Genomic DNA, 18,887 nt, shown 5'->3' with positions numbered 1-18,887 from the left:
CTGACCGCCTCGGCGAGTTCGGTCTTTCCGGAGGCCGCGCTGGTGTGGGCGAGGTCGTCGCTCCCCGCCGCGGCAGCGGCCGATGTCCGGGGCCGGTGGACGCGCGGTCCGCCGATGCTCGTGATGTCCCGGCGTCGACAACCTGTCGTGGATTGCCCCCGTCCACGGAACAAGACGCCGATATCTCTTCCGCATCGCGGACATTTACCCTCGGCCCATGACCCCTCAGCCCCATCCCGAAGCCGGCGCCGCAGTGAAGGCCGCGGACCGTGCGCACGTCTTCCATTCCTGGTCCGCGCAGGACCTCATCGACCCGCTCGCCGTCGCCGGCGCCGAGGGGTCGTACTTCTGGGACTACGACGGCAAGCGGTACCTGGACTTCACCAGCGGGCTCGTCTACACGAACATCGGCTACCAGCACCCCAAGGTCGTCGCGGCCATCCAGGAGCAGGCGGCGAAGATGACGACCTTCGCACCCGCCTTCGCGATCGAGGCACGCTCCGAGGCCGCCCGGCTGATCGCCGAGCGGACCCCCGGCGACCTCGACAAGATCTTCTTCACCAACGGCGGCGCCGACGCCGTCGAGCACGCGGTGCGCATGGCCCGGCTGCACACGGGCCGCCCGAAGGTGCTCTCGGCGTACCGCTCGTACCACGGCGGCACCCAGCAGGCCATCAACATCACCGGTGACCCGCGCCGCTGGGCCAACGACGGCGCCGCGGCCGGCGTCGTCCACTTCTGGGCGCCGTTCCTCTACCGCTCCCGCTTCTACGCCGAGAACGAGGAGCAGGAGACCGCGCGCGCCCTGGAGCACCTGGAGACCACGATCGCCTTCGAGGGGCCGGGCACGGTCGCGGCGATCATCCTGGAGACCATCCCGGGCACGGCCGGCATCATGGTGCCCCCGCCCGGCTATCTGGCCGGCGTCCGCGAGATCTGCGACCGCCACGGCATCGTCTTCGTCCTGGACGAGGTCATGGCCGGCTTCGGGCGCACGGGTGAGTGGTTCGCCGCCGGTCTCTTCGACGTCGTACCCGACCTGATGACCTTCGCCAAGGGTGTGAACTCGGGTTATGTGCCCCTCGGCGGTGTCGCGATCTCCCAGAAGATCGCCGAGACCTTCGGCAAGCGGCCCTACCCCGGCGGTCTGACGTACTCCGGGCACCCGCTGGCCTGCGCCGCCGCCGTCGCCACGATCAACGTGATGGCGGAGGAGGGCGTGGTCGAGAACGCCAGGCGGCTCGGCGAGACGGTCGTCGGTCCGGCGCTGGCCGAACTGGCCGAGCGGCACCCGAGCGTCGGCGAGGTGCGCGGTGTCGGCATGTTCTGGGCGCTGGACCTCGTGAAGAACCGCGAGACCCGCGAGCCGCTGGTGCCGTACAACGCGGCCGGCGAGGCGAACGCCCCCATGGCCGCGTTCGCGGCCGAGGCCAAGAAGCACGGCGTCTGGCCCTTCGTGAACATGAACCGCACCCATGTGGTGCCGCCGTGCAATGTCACCGAGGCCGAGCTGAAGGAGGGCTTCGCCGCCCTGGACGCCGCGCTGAGCGTGGCCGACGAACACACGGTGTAGTCCCACCGCCCCTGCCGCCGGACCGATCCGAACGCGTAAGGTGACGTGCTCGTAAGACATGGATACCCGCGTAGATCCCGACCCCAGGTCGCCGATCACAGAGCGCGGGTACGGACGAGTACGTCACCCGACGTGTGAGGAGAGGCCCGAGCATGCCCGGCACCGGCGCCGTGACCCGCAGCACCCTGCGCCAGCAGATCGCGGACGCGCTCCGTGACGAGGTGCTGGCGGGACGGCTGCGACCCGGCCGGGCGTTCACGGTCAAGGAGATCGCCGAGCAGTACGGCGTCTCCGCCACCCCTGTCCGCGAGGCGCTGGTCGACCTGTCCGCCCAGGGCATCCTGGAGGCCGACCAGCACCGCGGGTTCCGTGTCCCGGAGTACTCCCTCACCGACTACCGGAACATGATCGAGGCCCGCAGCCTGGTCACCGACGGCATGTTCCAGGCCCTCAGCAGCGGCCACCCGGCGTTCCGCACCCCGCCGGAGGACCCCCGTACGGCCACCGCCCTGGCCACCGTGCGCCGCCGCGGCGAGGAGGCCCAGCGGGCGGCGGCGGCCGGCGACCTGACCATACTCATCGGCTACGACCTGCGCTTCTGGCGCGAGCTGAGCGCCCTGTTCGGCAACCCCTACCTCGGTGACTTCCTCAACCGCCTGCGGGTGCAGTCCTGGGTGTGCGCCGTGCAGCACCTGCTGCGCCTGCCCGACCTGCGCGGCCGCCTGTGGGCCGGGCACACCGACCTGGTCGACGCACTGGCCCGGCGCGAGGCCGGGACCGCCCGCTCGATCGTCGCCGACGCCAACGCCCACTCACTGGCGCTGCTGGAACACCTGACCAACGGGTAGGTGACCGGTAGCCTTCCCTGACCACCTTCTGTGTGTGAGGAGCTCTCTTTGGCCTGTGACCTGTGGCTGGTACCGCTCGTGGACGTGTTGTGCCACACCCCGGACAACCCGTTCGCCGAGGAACTCGCGCAGTACAACAACGCACTCGCCGAGGCCGGGCTGCCACCGGTGCCGGTGTACCAGTACATGCCGGGCCTGTCCGGCGAGGTCGCGCCCGTGGCCGGCTTCGACTACGACGCCCTCCACTTCCTGCGCCGCGCCTACCTCCTCCAGGTCTGCGGACTCGCGGTGACGCCGGTGGACGAACTGGGCGGAGACTACGAACAGTTGCTGGAGATGTTCGAGGCCACGGCCCAGCAGTCCCACCTGGTCTGGCACTACGACCACGCGGGCGCGTACGTGCCCGTCGAGTTCCCGCACCCGCTGTCGAACGACGAACTCCTCGCGGGCGGAGGTCCGCTGGGCAGCTCCCAGACCCTGCTGCGCGAGCTGGAGCAGGTCGCCGCCGCGATCGGCATCGACCCGGCCAACCCCCCGGCGCCCCCGGCCCCGCCCACGGCTCCCACGGAGCTGGAGGAACCGGCCGTCCCGGCCCCGTACGACCCCAGCCCCTTCGCCCGCGAACGGCACGTGTGGCTGGGCCTGCACGCGGCGGCGACCCGCTCCCTGGCACAGGGCTCGATGATCGTGTTCAGCTGACGCCCGCAGTCCGCCTCGTGTACGACCAGCTCACCGCCGTCAGCAGGAACGGAACGGCGAGGAGCGGGCCGTACGCGAGGGCCCAGACGACGCGTACGGTGCCGGGCGCCAGATAGGTGTGGCTGTGCGCGGTGCAGGCGACCACCACCTGCCACACCGCCACCAGGACCAGAACGGCCGAGGCCGTCCAGGCCAGCCCGGCGAGCACACGGGGCCGTGACGGCCGCCACCGTTCGCTGACGAGCAGCAGGGGGAACAGCGCGGCCAGTTCGCACCCGGCCGACAGGCCGACGACATAGGCGGCGCCCCAGCCGGGGATGGCGTAGACGTCGTGGAGCACCCGGTCGCTGTAGCCGACGTAGACGCCGGAGGCCATGGCCAGGCGCCACAGGCCGGACGGCACCGCGCACCAGGCGATGGCGTGGGCGGCGCGGCGGGCCCAGGCGGGGGCGGGCAGGGGTACGGCGGTAGCTGCGGTCATGGCGTACATGCTGGCCAAAGGCACGCCGCCCGCGCGTCCTCCGCGGCGCCCGGTTCTCGCCCGGCCCTCTCCGCCACGCGGCGGAGGACGCCCTCGTCCGGCCGGCTCCCACAGCGGGCACCACCTGACACCACGGCAGGGCCGCCGGGGCGAACCCGGCGGCCCTCGCGCGATCGGTGCCCGCTCAGAAGACCGGCGTGCCGGCCTGCGTCAGCTTCCAGTTGACGGCCGCGAAGTCGGCCGGGTCGAGGGTCTTCTTCGCCGTCACGTAGTCGATCATCAGCTGGCGGATCTCGTTGGTCGAGCTGTAGGCGATCGGCGCCGCGGCGATGTGCGGGTAGCCGGAACCGCCGTTCGCGCGGTAGTTGTTGACCGCCACGACGAAGACCTGGTCGTCGGCGACCGGGGCGCCGTTGTAGGTGAGGTTCTTGATCCTCGACCCCTCGGCCTGCGCGATGTCGATCTCGTAGTCGACGCCCGCCGCCGTGTCGTACATGTAGTCCCAGAAGCTGTTGGCGTTCGTGAGGGTGGCGGTGTCCACCTTCGTGCCGGCCGGGACCTGGTGGTAGTACTTCGCCGCGTACTCCAGGTAGTCCTTGAGCTGGGCGCCCGTCAGCTTCTTGCCGTACAGGGTGTTGTCGTAGATGTAGAGGCCGGCGATGTCCTTGATGGTGACGTTGCCCTGCGGGATGTCGGCCGTGCGGGAGAAGGGCGCCGCGACCGAGATCAGCGGGAGGGCGGCGTCCGAGGCCGACAGCCCCGCCTTGACGCTCTCCGCCTGGACCTTGTGGATGAAGTCCATGATCGGCACGTCCTTCCAGCAGGAGTCCGCCGCCGAGAGGTCCTGCGTACAGGTGCCGACCGCCGTGTTGACGTACTTCACCACCAGCTCGTGGTCGGCCTGCAGGAGCTTCTTGATCTCCGGGTCCTCGTCCACGGTGTTGGGGTTGAGGGTCTGCGCCTTCTTGCTCGTCACCTTCCACTGGCCGTGGTGCAGTTCGAGTTCGAAGTCGAAGACGCTGAGGCGGTAGCCCCAGCAGTACGGCTCGGAGAGGAGGACCTCTTCGCCGGTCTGCTCGTTCTTCACCGTGTAGGACGGCACCTCGACGTGGGTGTGGCCGACGAGGATCGCGTCGATGCCGGGCACCTGCTCGGCGACGAGGTTGGAGGCGTTCTCGACGTACGGCAGCTCGTCCCCGTACGACGACGAGCCGTCCAGGCCCGAGTGGTCGGTGAGGAAGACGACGTCGCAGCCCAGCGCGCGCAGCCTCGGCACGTACTTCTTCGCCTGCTCCACCAGGCCCGGGAACACCATCTTCCCGCTGACGTTGTCCTTGTCCCACAGCGCGATACCGGGGTTGGTGAGGCCCAGGATGCCGACCTTGATGTCGGGGGCGCCCGGCACCCGGATGCGCTTGACGGTGTACGGCTCGAAGGCGGGGCGCAGGGTCTTCGCGTCCAGCGCGTTCGCGCCGAGCAGCGGGAAGTGGCACTGGCTCTCGAACCTGCGCAGCACCTCGATGCCGTAGTTGAACTCGTGGTTGCCGAGGGCGGCGGCGTCGTAGCGCATGTGGTTCATGGCCACCGCCATCGGGTGCTTGGGACCCTTCTTGCCGTCGGTGCCGGTGATCGGGTCGACGCGGGCGAAGTAGTAGGCCAGGGAGGTGCCCTGGATGATGTCGCCGGCGTCCACGAGCAGGACGTGGTCCTCGCCCTTGGCCTCGCGCTGCTGCTTGATGAGGGTGGCCACGCGCGCCACACCCACCGAGTTGCCCGCCTTGTCGCTGTAGGCGGCGTCCTTGTAGTAGTCCCAGTCGAAGACGTGGCTGTGCAGGTCGGTCGTGCCGAGGATGGAGAACGACCAGGTGCGGGGGTGGCAGTCCCGCTTCTGCTCGGCCGCCTGGGCGGGAGCCGCCGCGACGCCGCCGGCCGCGGCCACCGCCGCCCCGGTGACGGCCGACTTCTTCACGAACTCGCGGCGGTTCATGGGACTGAGGGGCATACGAGGCTCCTGGTGAGGCTGGCGTTGACGCGAGCAGATGGACGTGACGTGACGTCCCGTGCGGGGGCTACCCGCGTAGATCGTGCTCGGGCCCGCCAGTGCCCGGAACCAGGAAAAGGTCATGTCCGGGTCAAAGATGGGTCAGTTCACCGCTTTGGGGAACAGCGGGGAAACAGCCGGTGTCAGCGCCGACCGGCGGGGCGCCGGCGCTCACAGACGGCCGATGAGCCGGATCTCCGGCGGCCACAGCACGCCGCTCGCCATCAGCAGCGAGGGTCCGAGATGCACCGGGCAGACCCGGAGCGGGGGCAGCTGGTAGCGGGCGACCTCGAAAACCGCCGGGTCGGAGCAGTCCGTGCCGTCGGCCCTGTCGCCCTCACCGCCGTACGGTCCCCGGCACCGTGCGTTCCGGTGGACGCTCATACGTCGATTGTCCACCGGAAAGCACGGCTGGGGATCCTCTACAGGAACGAGTTGATCTCGATCGTCTCGTCCCGGCCCGGGCCCACGCCGATCGCGGAGATCGGGGCGCCGGACATCTCCTCCAGCGCCTTGACGTAGTTCTGGGCGTTCTTGGGGAGGTCGGAGAAGGACTTGGCCTTCGTGATGTCCTCGGACCAGCCGGGCAGCGTCTCGTAGACCGGCTTCGCGTGGTGGAAGTCGGTCTGGGAGTACGGCAGTTCCTCGACGCGCCGGCCGTCGATCTCGTAGGCGACGCAGACCGGGATCTGCTCCCAGCCGGTGAGGACGTCCAGCTTGGTGAGGAAGAAGTCGGTCAGGCCGTTCACCCGGGTCGCGTAGCGGGCGATCACCGCGTCGAACCAGCCGCAGCGGCGGTCACGGCCGGTGGTCACGCCGCGCTCGCCGCCGATGCGCCGCAGTGCCTCGCCGTCCTCGTCGAACAGCTCGGTCGGGAACGGGCCGGCGCCGACACGGGTCGTGTACGCCTTGAGGATGCCGATGACGCGGCTGATCTTCGTGGGGCCCACGCCGGCGCCGGTGCAGGCACCGCCCGCCGTGGGGTTGCTGGAGGTCACGAACGGGTACGTGCCGTGGTCGATGTCCAGCAGCGTGCCCTGGCCGCCCTCGAAGAGCACGACCTTGTCCTGCTCCAGCGCCTGGTTCAGGACCAGGACGGTGTCGGCGACGTACGGCTTGATCTGCTCCGCGTAGCCCAGCAGCTCCTCGACCACCTGGCTCACGGCGATGGCGCGCCGGTTGTAGAGCTTGGTGAGGATCTGGTTCTTGACGTCGAGGGCCGCCTCCACCTTCTGGGTGAGGATCGACTCGTCGTACAGGTCCTGCACCCGGATGCCGACGCGGTTGATCTTGTCGGCGTAGGTCGGGCCGATACCGCGACCGGTGGTCCCGATCTTCCGCTTTCCGAGGAAGCGTTCCGTCACCTTGTCGACCGTCACGTTGTACGGCGTGATGATGTGCGCGTTACCGCTGATCATGAGCTTGGACGTGTCGACGCCACGCTCGTTCAGACCGCTCAGCTCGGAGAGCAGGACCGACGGGTCGACGACGACGCCGTTGCCGATGACCGGAACACACGTGGGCGAGAGGATTCCGGAAGGGAGGAGGTGCAGTGCGTACTTCTGGTCGCCGACGACGACCGTGTGGCCGGCGTTGTTGCCGCCCTGGTAGCGCACTACATAGTCCACCGAGCCACCGAGCAGGTCGGTCGCCTTTCCCTTGCCTTCGTCACCCCACTGAGCACCGAGCAGCACAAGTGCGGGCACGCGCGTACACCCCTTCCGGGCGGGGCATGTCCATGGTCGGGGGCGTGGGCGTAAGGTTCACCGCCGCGTGCCACAGCGACCGCCGTTGGTCGCACAACCGTCGGACCGGATGCCCCGGAATAGACGAAGCCCCTGGCGCAATAGCGCAAGGGGCTCTTGCACAAAGATGCTACCCGAGGAAGCGAGGCAGGACCGAGGTGGCGACTTTCGCGACGTCCGATCAGCTGCTGGTGATCATCGATCCGGCGGCACGGCAGACGGACGGGGAGGCCGTACGGATCGCGAAAGACGTGCTCAGCGCGGGTGCGGCGGCCAAGGTGTGTCTGCCGGACGGGCCGGAGGAATTCGCCCGCGCGCTGGGCCGCAGGGGTTCGAGGCGGCCGGTGGTGGTGGGGGACGACCGGGCGCTGGTCCGGACCGTGACCCTGCTGCACCGGCAGCGGGAGCTGGCCGGATGTGCGCTGTCCGTGGTCCCGGTCGGCGACAGCGGCCTCGCCGAGTCGCTGGGCGTGCCGGGCGGGACGGTGGCGGCGGCCCGGGCCGTGCTGGACGGGGCCGAGCGGCGCCTGGACCTGCTGGTCGACGACAGCGACGGGGTCGTGCTGAGCACGCTGGGCATTCCGCCGGAGCCGGTACGGGCCGCCGTCGCCGCGCCGGTGCCGGCGGCCGCCGGCCGGGCCTGGTACCGCTCCCTGGTCCGCACCCTCGCCCCCCGCCCGCCCCGGCTGCCCGCCGTGCCGGCGCCGGGGCCCTCCCGGCTGCGCATCGAGGTCGACGGGGAGGCGGTGGTGGACCTCGGCCAGCCCGTGGAGGCCGTGGCGGTGACTCCGGGCACGGGCGGGCTGGCAGAGGTGCGGGTACGGCCGCTGTCGGTCGGCGCGGAGGCGACGCCGCTCAGGGCTTTCGGGCGGACGGTGACGGTGTTCGGCGCGGACTTCCGCTACCGCGCGGACGCGGCGGTGTCGGGGCCGGTCCGGCGGCGCACCTGGCGGGTGGCGGAGGACGCCTGGGCGCTGGTGCTGCCGCCGGCGTGAAGCCGCCGCGGTGCGCCCACATCACCCGGCCAATGGTCTGGTGACAAATATTTAACAGCGCCGACCCCTTCCCGTGCCCCCCTTTCGTCCACCATCCTGCTCCATCAGGACCCGCAGGACTCATGGACCGGACACGGAGGGGGCCACCCGATGGCAGTGGACGAGGGCGTCGCCCCGGCGGCGGGCACAGAGGACGGTGAGCCGGTCCACCGGCTGAAGGCCAACGCGGTGGGCCTGCTGGGCGTGGTGTTCATGGCCGTCGCCACCGCCGCGCCGATCACCGCCATGACCGGCAATGTGCCGTTCATGGTGTCGGCCGGCAACGGCGTCGGAGCACCCGCGAGCTATCTCGTGGCAATGGTCGTCCTGGCAATCTTTTCCGTGGGTTTCACGTCGATGGCGAAGCACATCACGTCCACCGGCGCGTTCTACGGATTCATCTCCTACGGCCTCGGGCGGACCGCCGGACTCGCCTCCGGACTGCTCGCGACCTTCGCGTACGTCGTCTTCGAACCCGCCCTCATCGGGATCTTCTCCACCTTCGCGACGACGACCCTGCGGGACCAGACCGGGATGCACGTGCCCTGGTGGGCCTTCGCGGTCCTGATGCTCGCGATCAACGCGACCGGCACCTGGTTCGGGGTGAGCGTCGCGGAGAAGCTGCTGGCGGTGCTGCTGGCGACCGAGGTGACCGTGCTGGCGGCCATGGCGGTGTCCGTCGCCTTCCACGGCGGCGGCCCGCACGGGTTCACCTTCGCGCCGGTCGACCCGGTCAACGCCTTCAAGGGCACCTCCGCCGGCCTCGGGCTCTTCTTCGCCTTCTGGTCCTGGGTCGGCTTCGAGTCGACCGCGATGTACGGCGAGGAGTCCCGCGACCCGAAGAAGATCATCCCCAAGGCGACGATGATCAGCGTCCTGGGCGTCGGTGTCTTCTACGTCTTCGTGTCCTGGATGGCCATCATCGGCAACGGCGAGGCCGAGGCCGTGAAGGCCGCCTCCTCCGCGAACCCGCTCGCGATGTTCTTCAACCCCACCGAGCGCTACGTCGGCCACTGGGCCGTCGACGTCATGCAGTGGCTGATGATCACCGGCTCGCTGGCCTGCGGCATGGCCTTCCACAACTGTGCCGCCCGCTATCTGTACGCCCTCGGCCGGGAAGGTGTCCTGCCCTCGCTGAAGCACACCGTCGGGCGCACCCACGCACGGCACGGCTCGCCGCACATCGCCGGGCTGGTGCAGACGGCCGTCAGCGCGGTGCTGATCGGCGCCTTCTGGATCGCGGGCAAGGACCCGTACACGGGCACGTACGTGCTGCTCGCCATCCTCGGCACCATGGCGATCCTGGTCGTCCAGGCCGTGTGCTCCTTCGCGGTGCTCGCCTACTTCCGCTCCCACCACCCCGAGAGCCGCCACTGGTTCCGCACCTTCACCGCGCCGCTCGTCGGCGGCATCGCGATGCTCGCCGTCGTGGTGCTGCTGGTGTCCCACATGAGTGCCGCCGCCGGGCCGGAGTCCGGCTCACTCGTGCTGAAGGCGACACCGTGGCTGGTGGCCCTGGTCGCGGCGACCGGGGTCGGCTACGCGCAGTACCTGAAGCGGCGGTCCCCCGAGCGGTACGCGCTGCTGGGGCGGACGGTGCTGGAGGAGACGAAGGAGCGGTAGCGCGGCCCAGGGCCCCGCACCGCGGGGCCCGGCCCTGCCGGTGATCAGCCCACCTCCACCCGCAGCCCCTCCAGGCCCCTGATCACGAAGTTCGGCTTCCGCACCGGCTCCGCCGCCAGGGCCAGGGTGGGGGCCTGCCTCAGCAGGGCCGTCATGGAGGCGGCCAGCTCGATACGGGCCAGGGGCGCGCCGATGCAGTAGTGGATGCCCGCGCTGAAGGAGATGTGCGGGTTGTCCCCGCGGGTCAGGTCCAGGCGCTCGGGATCGGCGAAGACGGCCGGATCGTGGTTGGCGGAGCCGAAGAGCATGGCGATCTCCGAGCCCCTCGGAACCGTCGTGCCGCCGATCTCGATGTCGTCCAGGACCCAGCGTTCGAAGAGCTGGAGCGGTGTGTCGTAGCGCATCAGCTCCTCGATCGCGGCCGGGACCAGGCCGTGGTCGGCGCGCAGGGCCGCCAGCTGGGCGGGGTTGCGGAACAGCGCCCACCAGCCGTTCACCGTGGCGTTGACCGTCGCCTCGTGCCCCGCGTTGAGCAGCAGGACGGCCGTGGAGATCATCTCCTGCTCGGTCAGCCGGTCGTCGTCCTCGTCGTGCGCCGCGATCAGCCCGGAGATCAGGTCCTCGCCCGGCTCCTTGCGGCGGGCCGCGATCAGCTCGCGCAGACAGTCCGAGAACTCCACCGACGCCCGCACCGCCCGCGCCGCCGTCTCCTCGGACGGGTTCAGCTCGTACATCCCGCAGATGTCCGCCGACCAGGGCCGCAACTGCGCCCGGTCCCCCTCGGGGATGCCGAGCATCTCGGCGATCACCGCCACCGGCAGCGGCTCAGCGACATCGGTCAGCAGATCACCGCCGCCGTCGCGGACGAGCGCGGCCACCAGGTCACCCGCCAGTCCGTCGACGTACGGCTTGAGCCGCTCCACCGTGCGCGGGGTGAACGCCTTCGACACCAGGCGCCGGATCCGGGTGTGGTCCGGCGGCTCCAGATCGAGCATCCCGTGGTCGTTGAGCGTGTGGAACGGCTCGTGCTCCGGCGGGGGCGCGGTCCGCCCGAACTCCTCGTGCGAGAACCGGTGCTGGTACGTCCGCCCCAGCCGACGGTCCCGCAGCAGCGCCGCGACGTCCGCGTGATGCGGGACCAGCCACTGGTCGGTCGGTTCGTACCGGATCACCCTGCCTCGTGCGCGCAGCTCGGCATAGGCCGGGTACGGGTCGGCCACGAACGCCGGGTCCCAGGGGTCGAACGCGAGGTCACTGGAGCCAGCCATGCGGGGACGCTAACGCGCCGGACCGGCGGCTGACCAGGGTTCTCCGCCCCCGAGGCGCTCGGCTCCCCGGAAGGGGACCGTCCGTCATATCCAGTCCGCGAGCAGAACGTAGTCGTAGGGGAGGGGGGCCCGCCCCGACGTCCACCGGGTGCTCGTGGCTGCTCCGGTGGGCGAGGATCAGGTTCAGCTCCGGCAGGGCGTCGAATCCGAGGTCGTTCTCCTCGACGGCGTGGCCACGCTCCGCGAGCTGCTCCAGGAGGTCCCCGCTCGGGGTGCGGAAGACGTCGAGCCCGTCGAACAGCACCCGCACATCGGCGTCCTCGTTCTGGAAGCGGAACAGCTCCACCCCGCTCAGCGCGCCCTTCGTGAACCCGAGCACGACGTCCATCCGGGCGTCGTCGTGCGTCAGGACGATCTGCCCCGGCCGCTCGTCGCCCGGCACGGTCCGCAAGAGCCGCTGCCTTCGGACGACGTCCCGTACCTCGGCGGCCGACATACCGAGCTGGAACGGCCCTACGCCGCCATGCGGTCGGATCTCAGCTTCCATGGGTGCTCCGTACTCCTCGCGTGGTCCGGCATACCGTCAGCCCGGTGTCACCAGGCGCGCCTCGTAGGCGAAGACCGCCGCCTGGGTGCGGTCCCGCAGGCCCAGCTTCACCAGGATCCGGCTCACATGGGTCTTGATCGTCGACTCGGCCACCACCAGCCGTCCGGCGATCTCCGCGTTCGACAGGCCCTGCGCGATCAGGACCAGGACCTCGGTCTCCCGTTCCGTCAGCTCGCCGTAGGCCGCCTGCGCCGCCGGCATCAGCCGCGGCGTCTCCGACAGGCGTGAGAACTCCGTGATCAGGCGTCTGGTGACCGAGGGGGCGAGGAGGGCCTCGCCCGCCGCCACCACCCTCACCCCGTCGGCCAGCTGCCGGGCCGAGGCGTCCTTCAGGAGGAAACCGGAGGCTCCCGCACGCAGGGCCTGGTACACGTACTCGTCCAGGTCGAAGGTCGTCAGGACCAGCACCTTCGCCGCCGCGTCCGCCGCCACGATCTCCCGGGTCGCCTCGATGCCGTTCAGCTCGGGCATGCGGATGTCCATCAGGACGACGTCCGGGCCGAGTTCCCGCACCCGCTGCACCGCCTCCCTTCCGTTGACGGCCTCGCCGACGACCTCGATGTCCGGCATCGCGTTCAGCAGGACCGAGAAGCCCTCGCGGACCATCATCTGGTCGTCCGCGATCAGTACGCGGATCGTCATGCCTCACCCTCGATCGCCGAACCGGCCGCCGGTACCGGCAGGAACACCGTCACCTCATAGCCGCCCTCCCCGGTCGGGGTCGTCGTCATCTCGCCGTTCAGCATGGAGACGCGCTCGCGCATGCCCGTGATGCCGTGTCCGGCGCCCGGCGAGGGTTTGATGAGGTGCGGCGCGGGCGGTGGGCCGTTGACTATGCGCAGCCCCAGCCCGCCGAGGACATAACCGATCTCCACGCGGGCGCTCGCTCCCGGCGCGTGCCGCAGGGCGTTGCTGAGGGCCTCCTGGACGATCCGGTACGCCGACAGCTCCACGCCCTGCGGCAGTTCGCGCACCGCGCCGGTCACCGCCTTGTCCACCGTGAGACCCGCCTGGCGCACATTGGCCAGCAGCCCGTCCAGATCCGCCAGGGTCGGCTGCGGGGCGTCCGGGGCCGCGTAGTCCTCGGCACGGACCACCCCGAGGACCCGGCGCAGCTCGGTGAGGGCCGCCACCGCGTTCTCCCGGATGGTCACGAACGCCTTCTCCAGCTCCTCCGGCGGATTCTCCACCCGGTAGGGCGCGGCCTCCGCCTGGATGGCGACCACCGACATGTGATGGGCGACCACGTCATGCAGCTCCCGGGCGATGGTCGTGCGCTCCTCCAGCAGCGTGCGCCGCGAACGCTCGTGCTCGGTCACCGTCTGCTGCGCCGTCACCTCCCGTTCCGCCTCCCGGCGTATGTGCCGGACCGTGACCGCCAGCAGGATGAGAGCGGACAGGAGCAGCATGGGCGCCACATCGGTGTCGTAGTGACCGAAGCCGAAGGCCGCGCCGGCCCAGAAGCCGTACACCGCGGTCAGCAGCCACATCCAGGCCGCCGTGCGCGGGCGGGTGCGGGCCGCCACCACGGCGAGCACCACCACGTGGGAGATGAAGCTGCTCGGCAGCCAGGGCCAGGTGTCCCAGTCGTTGCCGATGACCGCCGTGAACGTGGTCGCCACGAACGACAGCCAGAGCGCCCCCACCGGACGCACGAGGGTCAGCAGCACCGGGACCAGCGCCAGCAGCGCGCACAGCAGGGCCCTGAGCCCCAGCTCGTTGTCCGCGAGGCCGACGAGCGCCGCCAGCACGCCCAGGGCCGCCACCGTCGCGTGCGGGGCCCAGGCCGCGTACTCCTTCATGCGGCCCGGCAGGCGGCGGGCGACCGGGCCGTCCACGGACATGGGGAGCAGCGGCCGGTAGGCGAAGGCATGCCGGAAAAGGTCCTGCCGCAGCCCCCGCAGCGCGTCCGCGGCGAACCGGAACTCCGGGCTGCGCTGCCGGCCGGCCGGGCCGGGCGGCGTCGTCTGCGTGTGCGTCGTCTGGGTCACGTACGCAACGGTAGGCGCGGGCGGGGGTCTCGGTCGTCCCCTTGCAGAGGGGTCCTCGGGGGTCCCTCTCAGGTACTACGGGTCGGCGGGGGTCCGCGGATCCGGGAGGGCGGGGCCGGGGGCCGGTGAGGGCGGGGCGGTGAGGGCGGGGGCGGGGGCCGGTGAGGGAGCGGCCGGCTCAACGTCCGCCGGGGCGGACCAGGCCGGACTCGTAGGCGAAGACCGCCGCCTGGGTGCGGTCACGCAGGCCCAGTTTCACCAGGATGCGGCCCACATGCGTCTTCACGGTCTGCTCGGCCACCACCAGTCGCTCGGCGATCTCCGCGTTCGACAGGCCCTGCGCGATCAGCGCCAGCACCTCCGTCTCCCGCTCGGTGAGGTCGCCCACGCGCTGTTTGAGCGGGGCCCGGGGACTGCCGTCCAGGCGGGAGAACTCGGCGATGAGGCGGCGGGTGATGCCGGGCGCGAGCAGGGCGTCACCCGCGGCCACGACCCGCACCGCCTCGGCCAGCTTGTCCGCGGAGGCGTCCTTGAGCAGAAAGCCGGAGGCCCCGGCGCGCAGCGCCTCGTACACGTACTCGTCCAGGTCGAACGTGGTCAGCACCAGCACCCTGACGGCCGGATGGTCGACGGCGATCCGGCGGGTCGCCTCGATGCCGCCGAGTTCGGGCATCCGGATGTCCATCAGCACCACGTCCGGGGCCAGTTCGGCGGTCCGGGCGATCGCGTCGAGGCCGTCCACCGCCTGCCCGACCACCTCGATGCCGGGCTGGGCGTTGAGCAGCACGGTGAAACCCTGCCGGACCATCTGCTGGTCGTCGGCGATGAGTACGCGGATGGGGCCGGCGCCGCTCGTCATGGGGGTGGTTCTCCTGTCAGGGCTCAGGTCGGGGCTCAGGGCTGCTCAGGGTTGCCCGGGACGGTGCGGGCCGGCCGCGAAGGGCTCGGGGGCGAAGGGCTCGGGGGCGCCGCCCCCTCGGGGCAGGAACGCCGTCACCACGAAGCCGCCCTCCCGGGTCGGTTTCGCCTCGACGTTCCCGCCCAGCATCGCCGCGCGCTCCCGCATGCCCAGCAGACCGTGACCGCCGCCCGGGGACGGCTGGACCGGACGGCTGGGGCGCGTGTTGCTGATGCTCAGGTATATCCCGTTCGGGAAGTGGGCGATGTCCACCCGCACCCGCGCGCCCGGCGCGTGCCGCAGGACGTTGCTCAGGGCCTCCTGGACGATCCGGTACGCGGACAGCTCCACCCCCGGCGAATAGCCGCGGGCATCGCCCTCCTCGGCCTTCACGACGTCCACGCCGGCCGCCCTGGTGTTCTCAAGCAGGGAGTCCAGACGGGCGAGGTTCGGCTGCGGGGCGTCGGGGGCCGGGCCGGTGCCGGGCGCGGACAGCCGCGGTGTGTCCGCGCCGGCCTCAGGTTCGTCCGGGCTCTCGGAACGCAGGACGCCGAGCACGCGGCGCAGCTCGGTCAGGGCCTCCAGGGCGTTGTTACGGATGCCCGTGAGGTTCTCCTTCAGCTCCTCCGTGGGGTTCTCCACCAGGTGGGGAGCCACCTGGGCCTGGATGGAGATCACCGACATGTGGTGGGCGACCACGTCGTGCAGCTCCCGGGCGATACGGCTGCGCTCCTCCAGGAGGGTGCGGCGGGCCCGCTCCTCGGCGGTGATCGTCGTCTGCTGGACCAGTTCGGTACGGGCCTCGCTGCGGCTGCGCAGGGCGGTGCCGATGAGGACGGCGACGGCGAACAGGGCGAGGGACACGTACCCCGTCGGGGAGTACCGCAGCGCTCCCAGGACGCCTTCGACGACGGAGGTGACCACGGCGGTCACGCCGAGCGCGGCAAGGGTGCCGCGGACGCGGACACGCAGGGCGAGGAGCAGCAGTACGGCCATGTGGGCCAGCAGAACGGGCGTGGACCAGGGCCAGTTCGGGCTGGACAACCGACGCATGGGCGACAGCATCTGCTCCCGGGCGAGCAGCGCGGTGACGGTGGCGCCCGCCAGCGACAGGGCCCAGGCGGGGACGGGCCGCCAGAGGGCCAGGACGACGGCGGTGGCCTGGAGCAGCGTGCACAGAAGGGCGACGCCGGTGGTGAGGCCGTAGCTGTTGGACAGCTCCTCCGCGCCGGCTCCGAGGATCGCCAGGGCCGCGTAGAAGGTCAGCAGGTAGGTGAGGAGACGGAGCCAGCGGTACTTGGAGAAGGGGGGCGACTGGGAGGAGGGGTTGTCGCCCAGCCAGGCGCGGAAGCGGGCGGCACGGGAGGGCGTGGGCACGACGGGCTCGTCCTCGCCCCGGACCGGGGAGGCGGGTGACGTCACGGACGGGGCGTCGCCGGGGTGGCCGGCCGGGTTCTCGGGTTCCGCGGACATCACGGACGTCACTCTAGGCATGGTGCGCGGACCTCGCTGGCGGCACATGGCGGCGGACCACGCGCGACGTACGGTTTCGGGAACGGCGGGGGCCCTGCTCGTGATGCCGGAAGGCCGCCCAGCACAGGACCAGGACCAGGGTGAGGACAGGGAGCCAGAGCAGGCGGGAGGCCACCCAGGAGACGGAGTCCGGTGCGGTGTGCAGGCCGGGCAGGCGGCCGGCCAGCAGGCCCGTCGCCGTGGTGGCCATCAGGGCCGTCTGGTGCCAGAGGAAGACCGTCATCGCGGAGAGGTTGACGACGGCCGTCGCCGCCCAGGCCAGGGGCCGGGCCATCGCACGGCGCAGCCGGTCGCGGAGCAGCAGGGCGAGACCGCACTGGGCGAGGCCGAAGGTGACGGCCGCCAGGGTCGGGGGGTCGAGGTTGGATATCGGGGCGCCGGGGACGCCGACCATGGACGCCGGGTAGCCCGCGCACGTGATGAGCAGGGTCGTGGCCGCCGTACCGCCGAGCAGCAGCGCCCAGGCCGAGCGGCGGGTCTGCACCTCGCCCCGGGCCCAGGCGGCGCCCAGGGCGTACGGGACCAGCCAGCCGGCCGGCAGGTTCAGCCAGGCGAGCCAGGACGGGCCTAGGTGCAGGCCGAAGCGGAGGACGTCCACATGCAGGACGACGGCGAGCGGCCACAGGGGGTTGAGGCGGGCCACGAGCGGGGTGGCGGCCGTGAGCGCGGCGAAGACCAGCAGGAACCACAGCGGGGACAGCGCCAGTTTGAGCAGCGTGTGGATCGTCGCCAGGGGCGTGCCGGTGGCGAGCAGGATCACGGCCACCACGGACCACAGCGCGAGCAGCGCGGCCACCGGGCGCAGGAGGCGGGACAGCCGGGCGCGCAGCCAGGCGCCGTAGCTGTCGCCTCTGTCGCGGGCCGAGGCCAGACCGCGCGCCGCCACGTGGCCGCCGACCAGGAAGAACACGGCCAGTGTCTGGAAGAGCCAGGAGACCGGCGCCAGCCAGGGCATGTGCTGCAGCGGGCTTGCCGTGTGCAGACCGCCGTCCTGCGCGACCAGCGCCGTCACCAGCCAGTGGCCGAGGACGACTCCGAGGATCGCGAGGGCCCGCAGGGCGTCGATCGCGCGGTCCCGGGAGGGCGGAGTGGCGGTGTCGACCTGGTGGGCGGCTCGGCGCAGGGCGGTGCGGAGGGCGAGACGACGCGGGGCGGGGTGCGGGACATGGTGGGCGGGGTGCGGGGCGCTTGCGGTCTGCTCAGGCACGGGTCACCTCCGAGGTCTCGCCGAGGGTGATCCGGGCCAGGTTGGCGAGGGAGGCCGAGCCCGGAGTGAAGTAGCCGCTGTGCTGGGCGTCGGCCGCGTCGAAGACCCGGGCGCCGAAGGCACGGGAGACCGGGTCGGCGCCGAAGCCGAGGGTGGTGCCGATGAGGGGGGCGCGGACGTGCGGAACGTGCCCCACCCAGTCGTCGCTGCCGCGGGCCGCCCAGATCCGGGCCCGGGTGTGCAGGGCGGCGGCCGAGTCCGCGCCGGTACCGGGGCTGCCGACCAGGGCGATGTCGTCGGCGTCCAGGCCGGGGGCGGCGCGGCCGCACACGACCGATCCGTAGGAGTGGCAGAGCAGGGACAGGTGTGCCCGGGGAGGGGTCGCCGAGCGCAGCCGGCGTACGAAGGTACGCAGGTGGGGGGCGGCTTCGTCGGCGCGGGTGGGTGTGGTCACCGTGGTGCTCACGGTGGCCGGGGTCGCATAGCCGAGCCAGGCGACGACGGCGGTGCGGGTGTGCCGGGGGGCGCGGTGGGTGAGGTCGGCGTAGAGGGCGGCGGCCGCCTGGTGGAAGCGGGCGTAGGTGTCCAGGGAGGTGTCCGAGCCGGGGACGAGGACAGCGATGTGGTCCGCGTGGGCGAGGTCGCCGAGGACCTCTGTGGCCTGGCCTGCGCCTCGGCCGTCGAAGGTGAGGAGGTGGCGGGACGGGGAGGCCAGTGCCCGGTCGGCGGCGGCGCGGTGGCTGTCGCCGTCGGTGGCGGCCATGTGGGCGGCCCGGGCGGCGCCCGTCCGGTTGGTCTCGTAGGTGGTGTGGAGGGTGGTGGCGGTGAGTGGGGGGAGCGCTGCGGGGGTGGGGGCGGGGATAGGCGGGCGGGCGGCGCCGGCGAGGGGGGCGGCTACGGCTGCGGTGAGGAGGGTGGCCAGGAGGAGGCGGGGCCACTTCTTCGGGGGGTGGGGGGACTTGGGCTTGTGCGGGTTCGCGTGCGGGTGCGAGGTCGACGCCGGGTGCGGGTGCGACGTCGGGTGCGGGTGCGGGTGCGACGTCGGGTGCGGGTTGGTGGGTGGGCACCCGGCCTCCGGCCGGGTTCGGGTTTCCACCCGCACCGCCCGTGCTGCTTTCGTCGTCGCGTGCGGGAGACCCTCGTGGGGCGGACCCGCCGTCGGCGACTGCCCGTCCGTGGCGCTGGGAGGCGGGGCCGATCGGGACTGCCCGGCCGTGGCGGCAGGGGAACGTGGGGCCCGGGGTGGTTGGGTCGTGTGGTCGGCGTGCCCCATGGGCGGGTTCCTTTCAGATCGCCCGGCCATCGGGCTTCTCCGAGAAGGAAGTTAGGGATCGGGGGC

At 71.7% G+C, this 18,887-nt stretch carries 17 protein-coding genes; 5 read left to right on the top strand and 12 right to left on the bottom strand.

Features of this window, described 5'->3' with window-relative positions; genetic code table 11:
* Nucleotides 1-217 precede the first annotated feature (217 nt).
* The 3 genes from IE244_RS24135 (at nt 218) to IE244_RS24125 (ending at nt 3,120) form a co-directional block, all read left to right on the top strand.
* A complete protein-coding gene (locus tag IE244_RS24135; protein ID WP_191875664.1) occupies nt 218-1,573 on the top strand; it encodes an aspartate aminotransferase family protein in 1,356 nt (451 codons plus the stop codon).
* Between the two features lie 152 nt (nt 1,574-1,725).
* Nucleotides 1,726-2,421 carry a GntR family transcriptional regulator gene (locus IE244_RS24130; RefSeq protein ID WP_191875663.1) on the top strand — a complete coding sequence of 232 codons (696 nt, stop codon included), beginning with the start codon at nt 1,726-1,728 and terminating at the stop codon, nt 2,419-2,421.
* Between the two features lie 48 nt (nt 2,422-2,469).
* Complete coding sequence (locus tag IE244_RS24125) at nt 2,470-3,120, top strand: putative DNA-mimic protein (RefSeq protein ID WP_031164782.1); 651 nt, start codon at nt 2,470-2,472, stop codon at nt 3,118-3,120.
* On the opposite strand, the gene IE244_RS24120 is transcribed toward IE244_RS24125, so the two are convergent.
* The 4 genes from IE244_RS24120 to IE244_RS24105 all read right to left on the bottom strand — a co-directional run bounded on the left by IE244_RS24120 (nt 3,113) and on the right by IE244_RS24105 (nt 7,348).
* Entirely contained in the window at nt 3,113-3,610 is a 498-nt protein-coding gene (locus tag IE244_RS24120; protein WP_191875818.1) for a hypothetical protein, read from the bottom strand. The two genes, IE244_RS24125 and IE244_RS24120, sit on opposite strands and share 8 nt — an antisense overlap.
* Nucleotides 3,611-3,785: 175 nt before the next feature.
* Nucleotides 3,786-5,603, bottom strand: coding sequence for a bifunctional metallophosphatase/5'-nucleotidase (locus tag IE244_RS24115; RefSeq protein WP_191875662.1), 1,818 nt, complete (start codon nt 5,601-5,603; stop codon nt 3,786-3,788).
* 210 nt (nt 5,604-5,813) lie between these two features.
* Nucleotides 5,814-6,026: a hypothetical protein gene (locus IE244_RS24110; protein WP_191875661.1), complete on the bottom strand. Its 213-nt coding sequence runs from the start codon at nt 6,024-6,026 to the stop codon at nt 5,814-5,816.
* A 38-nt stretch (nt 6,027-6,064) separates the two neighbouring features.
* Complete coding sequence (locus IE244_RS24105) at nt 6,065-7,348, bottom strand: adenylosuccinate synthase (RefSeq protein WP_031164772.1); 1,284 nt, start codon at nt 7,346-7,348, stop codon at nt 6,065-6,067.
* 197 nt (nt 7,349-7,545) lie between these two features.
* Between IE244_RS24105 and IE244_RS24100 the strand changes: the two genes are divergently transcribed.
* Entirely contained in the window at nt 7,546-8,382 is an 837-nt protein-coding gene (locus IE244_RS24100) for a diacylglycerol kinase family protein (protein WP_191875660.1), read from the top strand.
* Nucleotides 8,383-8,532: 150 nt separating this feature from the next.
* Nucleotides 8,533-10,044, top strand: coding sequence for an APC family permease (locus IE244_RS24095; protein WP_191875659.1), 1,512 nt, complete (start codon nt 8,533-8,535; stop codon nt 10,042-10,044).
* A 44-nt stretch (nt 10,045-10,088) separates the two neighbouring features.
* Here IE244_RS24095 and IE244_RS24090 read toward each other — a convergent pair whose 3' ends face one another.
* The 8 genes from IE244_RS24090 to IE244_RS24055 all read right to left on the bottom strand — a co-directional run bounded on the left by IE244_RS24090 (nt 10,089) and on the right by IE244_RS24055 (nt 18,470).
* On the bottom strand, nt 10,089-11,312 hold the full coding sequence (locus IE244_RS24090) for a cytochrome P450 (protein ID WP_191875658.1): 1,224 nt from the start codon (nt 11,310-11,312) through the stop codon (nt 10,089-10,091).
* Entirely contained in the window at nt 11,296-11,859 is a 564-nt protein-coding gene (locus IE244_RS24085; RefSeq protein WP_229854307.1) for a hypothetical protein, read from the bottom strand. The genes IE244_RS24090 and IE244_RS24085 overlap by 17 nt, the downstream gene beginning before the upstream one ends.
* Nucleotides 11,860-11,895: 36 nt before the next feature.
* A complete protein-coding gene (locus IE244_RS24080; protein WP_191875657.1) occupies nt 11,896-12,561 on the bottom strand; it encodes a response regulator in 666 nt (221 codons plus the stop codon).
* Nucleotides 12,558-13,910, bottom strand: a complete 1,353-nt coding sequence (locus IE244_RS24075; protein ID WP_191875656.1) for a sensor histidine kinase — start codon at nt 13,908-13,910, stop codon at nt 12,558-12,560. Before IE244_RS24075 ends, IE244_RS24080 begins: the two co-directional genes overlap by 4 nt.
* Nucleotides 13,911-14,088: 178 nt before the next feature.
* Entirely contained in the window at nt 14,089-14,769 is a 681-nt protein-coding gene (locus tag IE244_RS24070; protein WP_191875655.1) for a response regulator, read from the bottom strand.
* Nucleotides 14,770-14,814: 45 nt separating this feature from the next.
* Nucleotides 14,815-16,281 carry a sensor histidine kinase gene (locus IE244_RS24065; RefSeq protein WP_191875654.1) on the bottom strand — a complete coding sequence of 489 codons (1,467 nt, stop codon included), beginning with the start codon at nt 16,279-16,281 and terminating at the stop codon, nt 14,815-14,817.
* A gap of 13 nt (nt 16,282-16,294) precedes the next feature.
* Nucleotides 16,295-17,464 carry an acyltransferase family protein gene (locus tag IE244_RS24060; protein WP_191875817.1) on the bottom strand — a complete coding sequence of 390 codons (1,170 nt, stop codon included), beginning with the start codon at nt 17,462-17,464 and terminating at the stop codon, nt 16,295-16,297.
* Between the two features lie 76 nt (nt 17,465-17,540).
* Entirely contained in the window at nt 17,541-18,470 is a 930-nt protein-coding gene (locus IE244_RS24055; RefSeq protein WP_229854318.1) for an alpha/beta hydrolase, read from the bottom strand.
* Nucleotides 18,471-18,887: the final 417 nt, after the last annotated feature.

Source organism: Streptomyces filipinensis, assembly GCF_014649495.1.
Lineage (GTDB): Bacteria > Actinomycetota > Actinomycetes > Streptomycetales > Streptomycetaceae > Streptomyces > Streptomyces filipinensis.
This window is presented reverse-complemented; position numbering and strand designations above follow the sequence as displayed.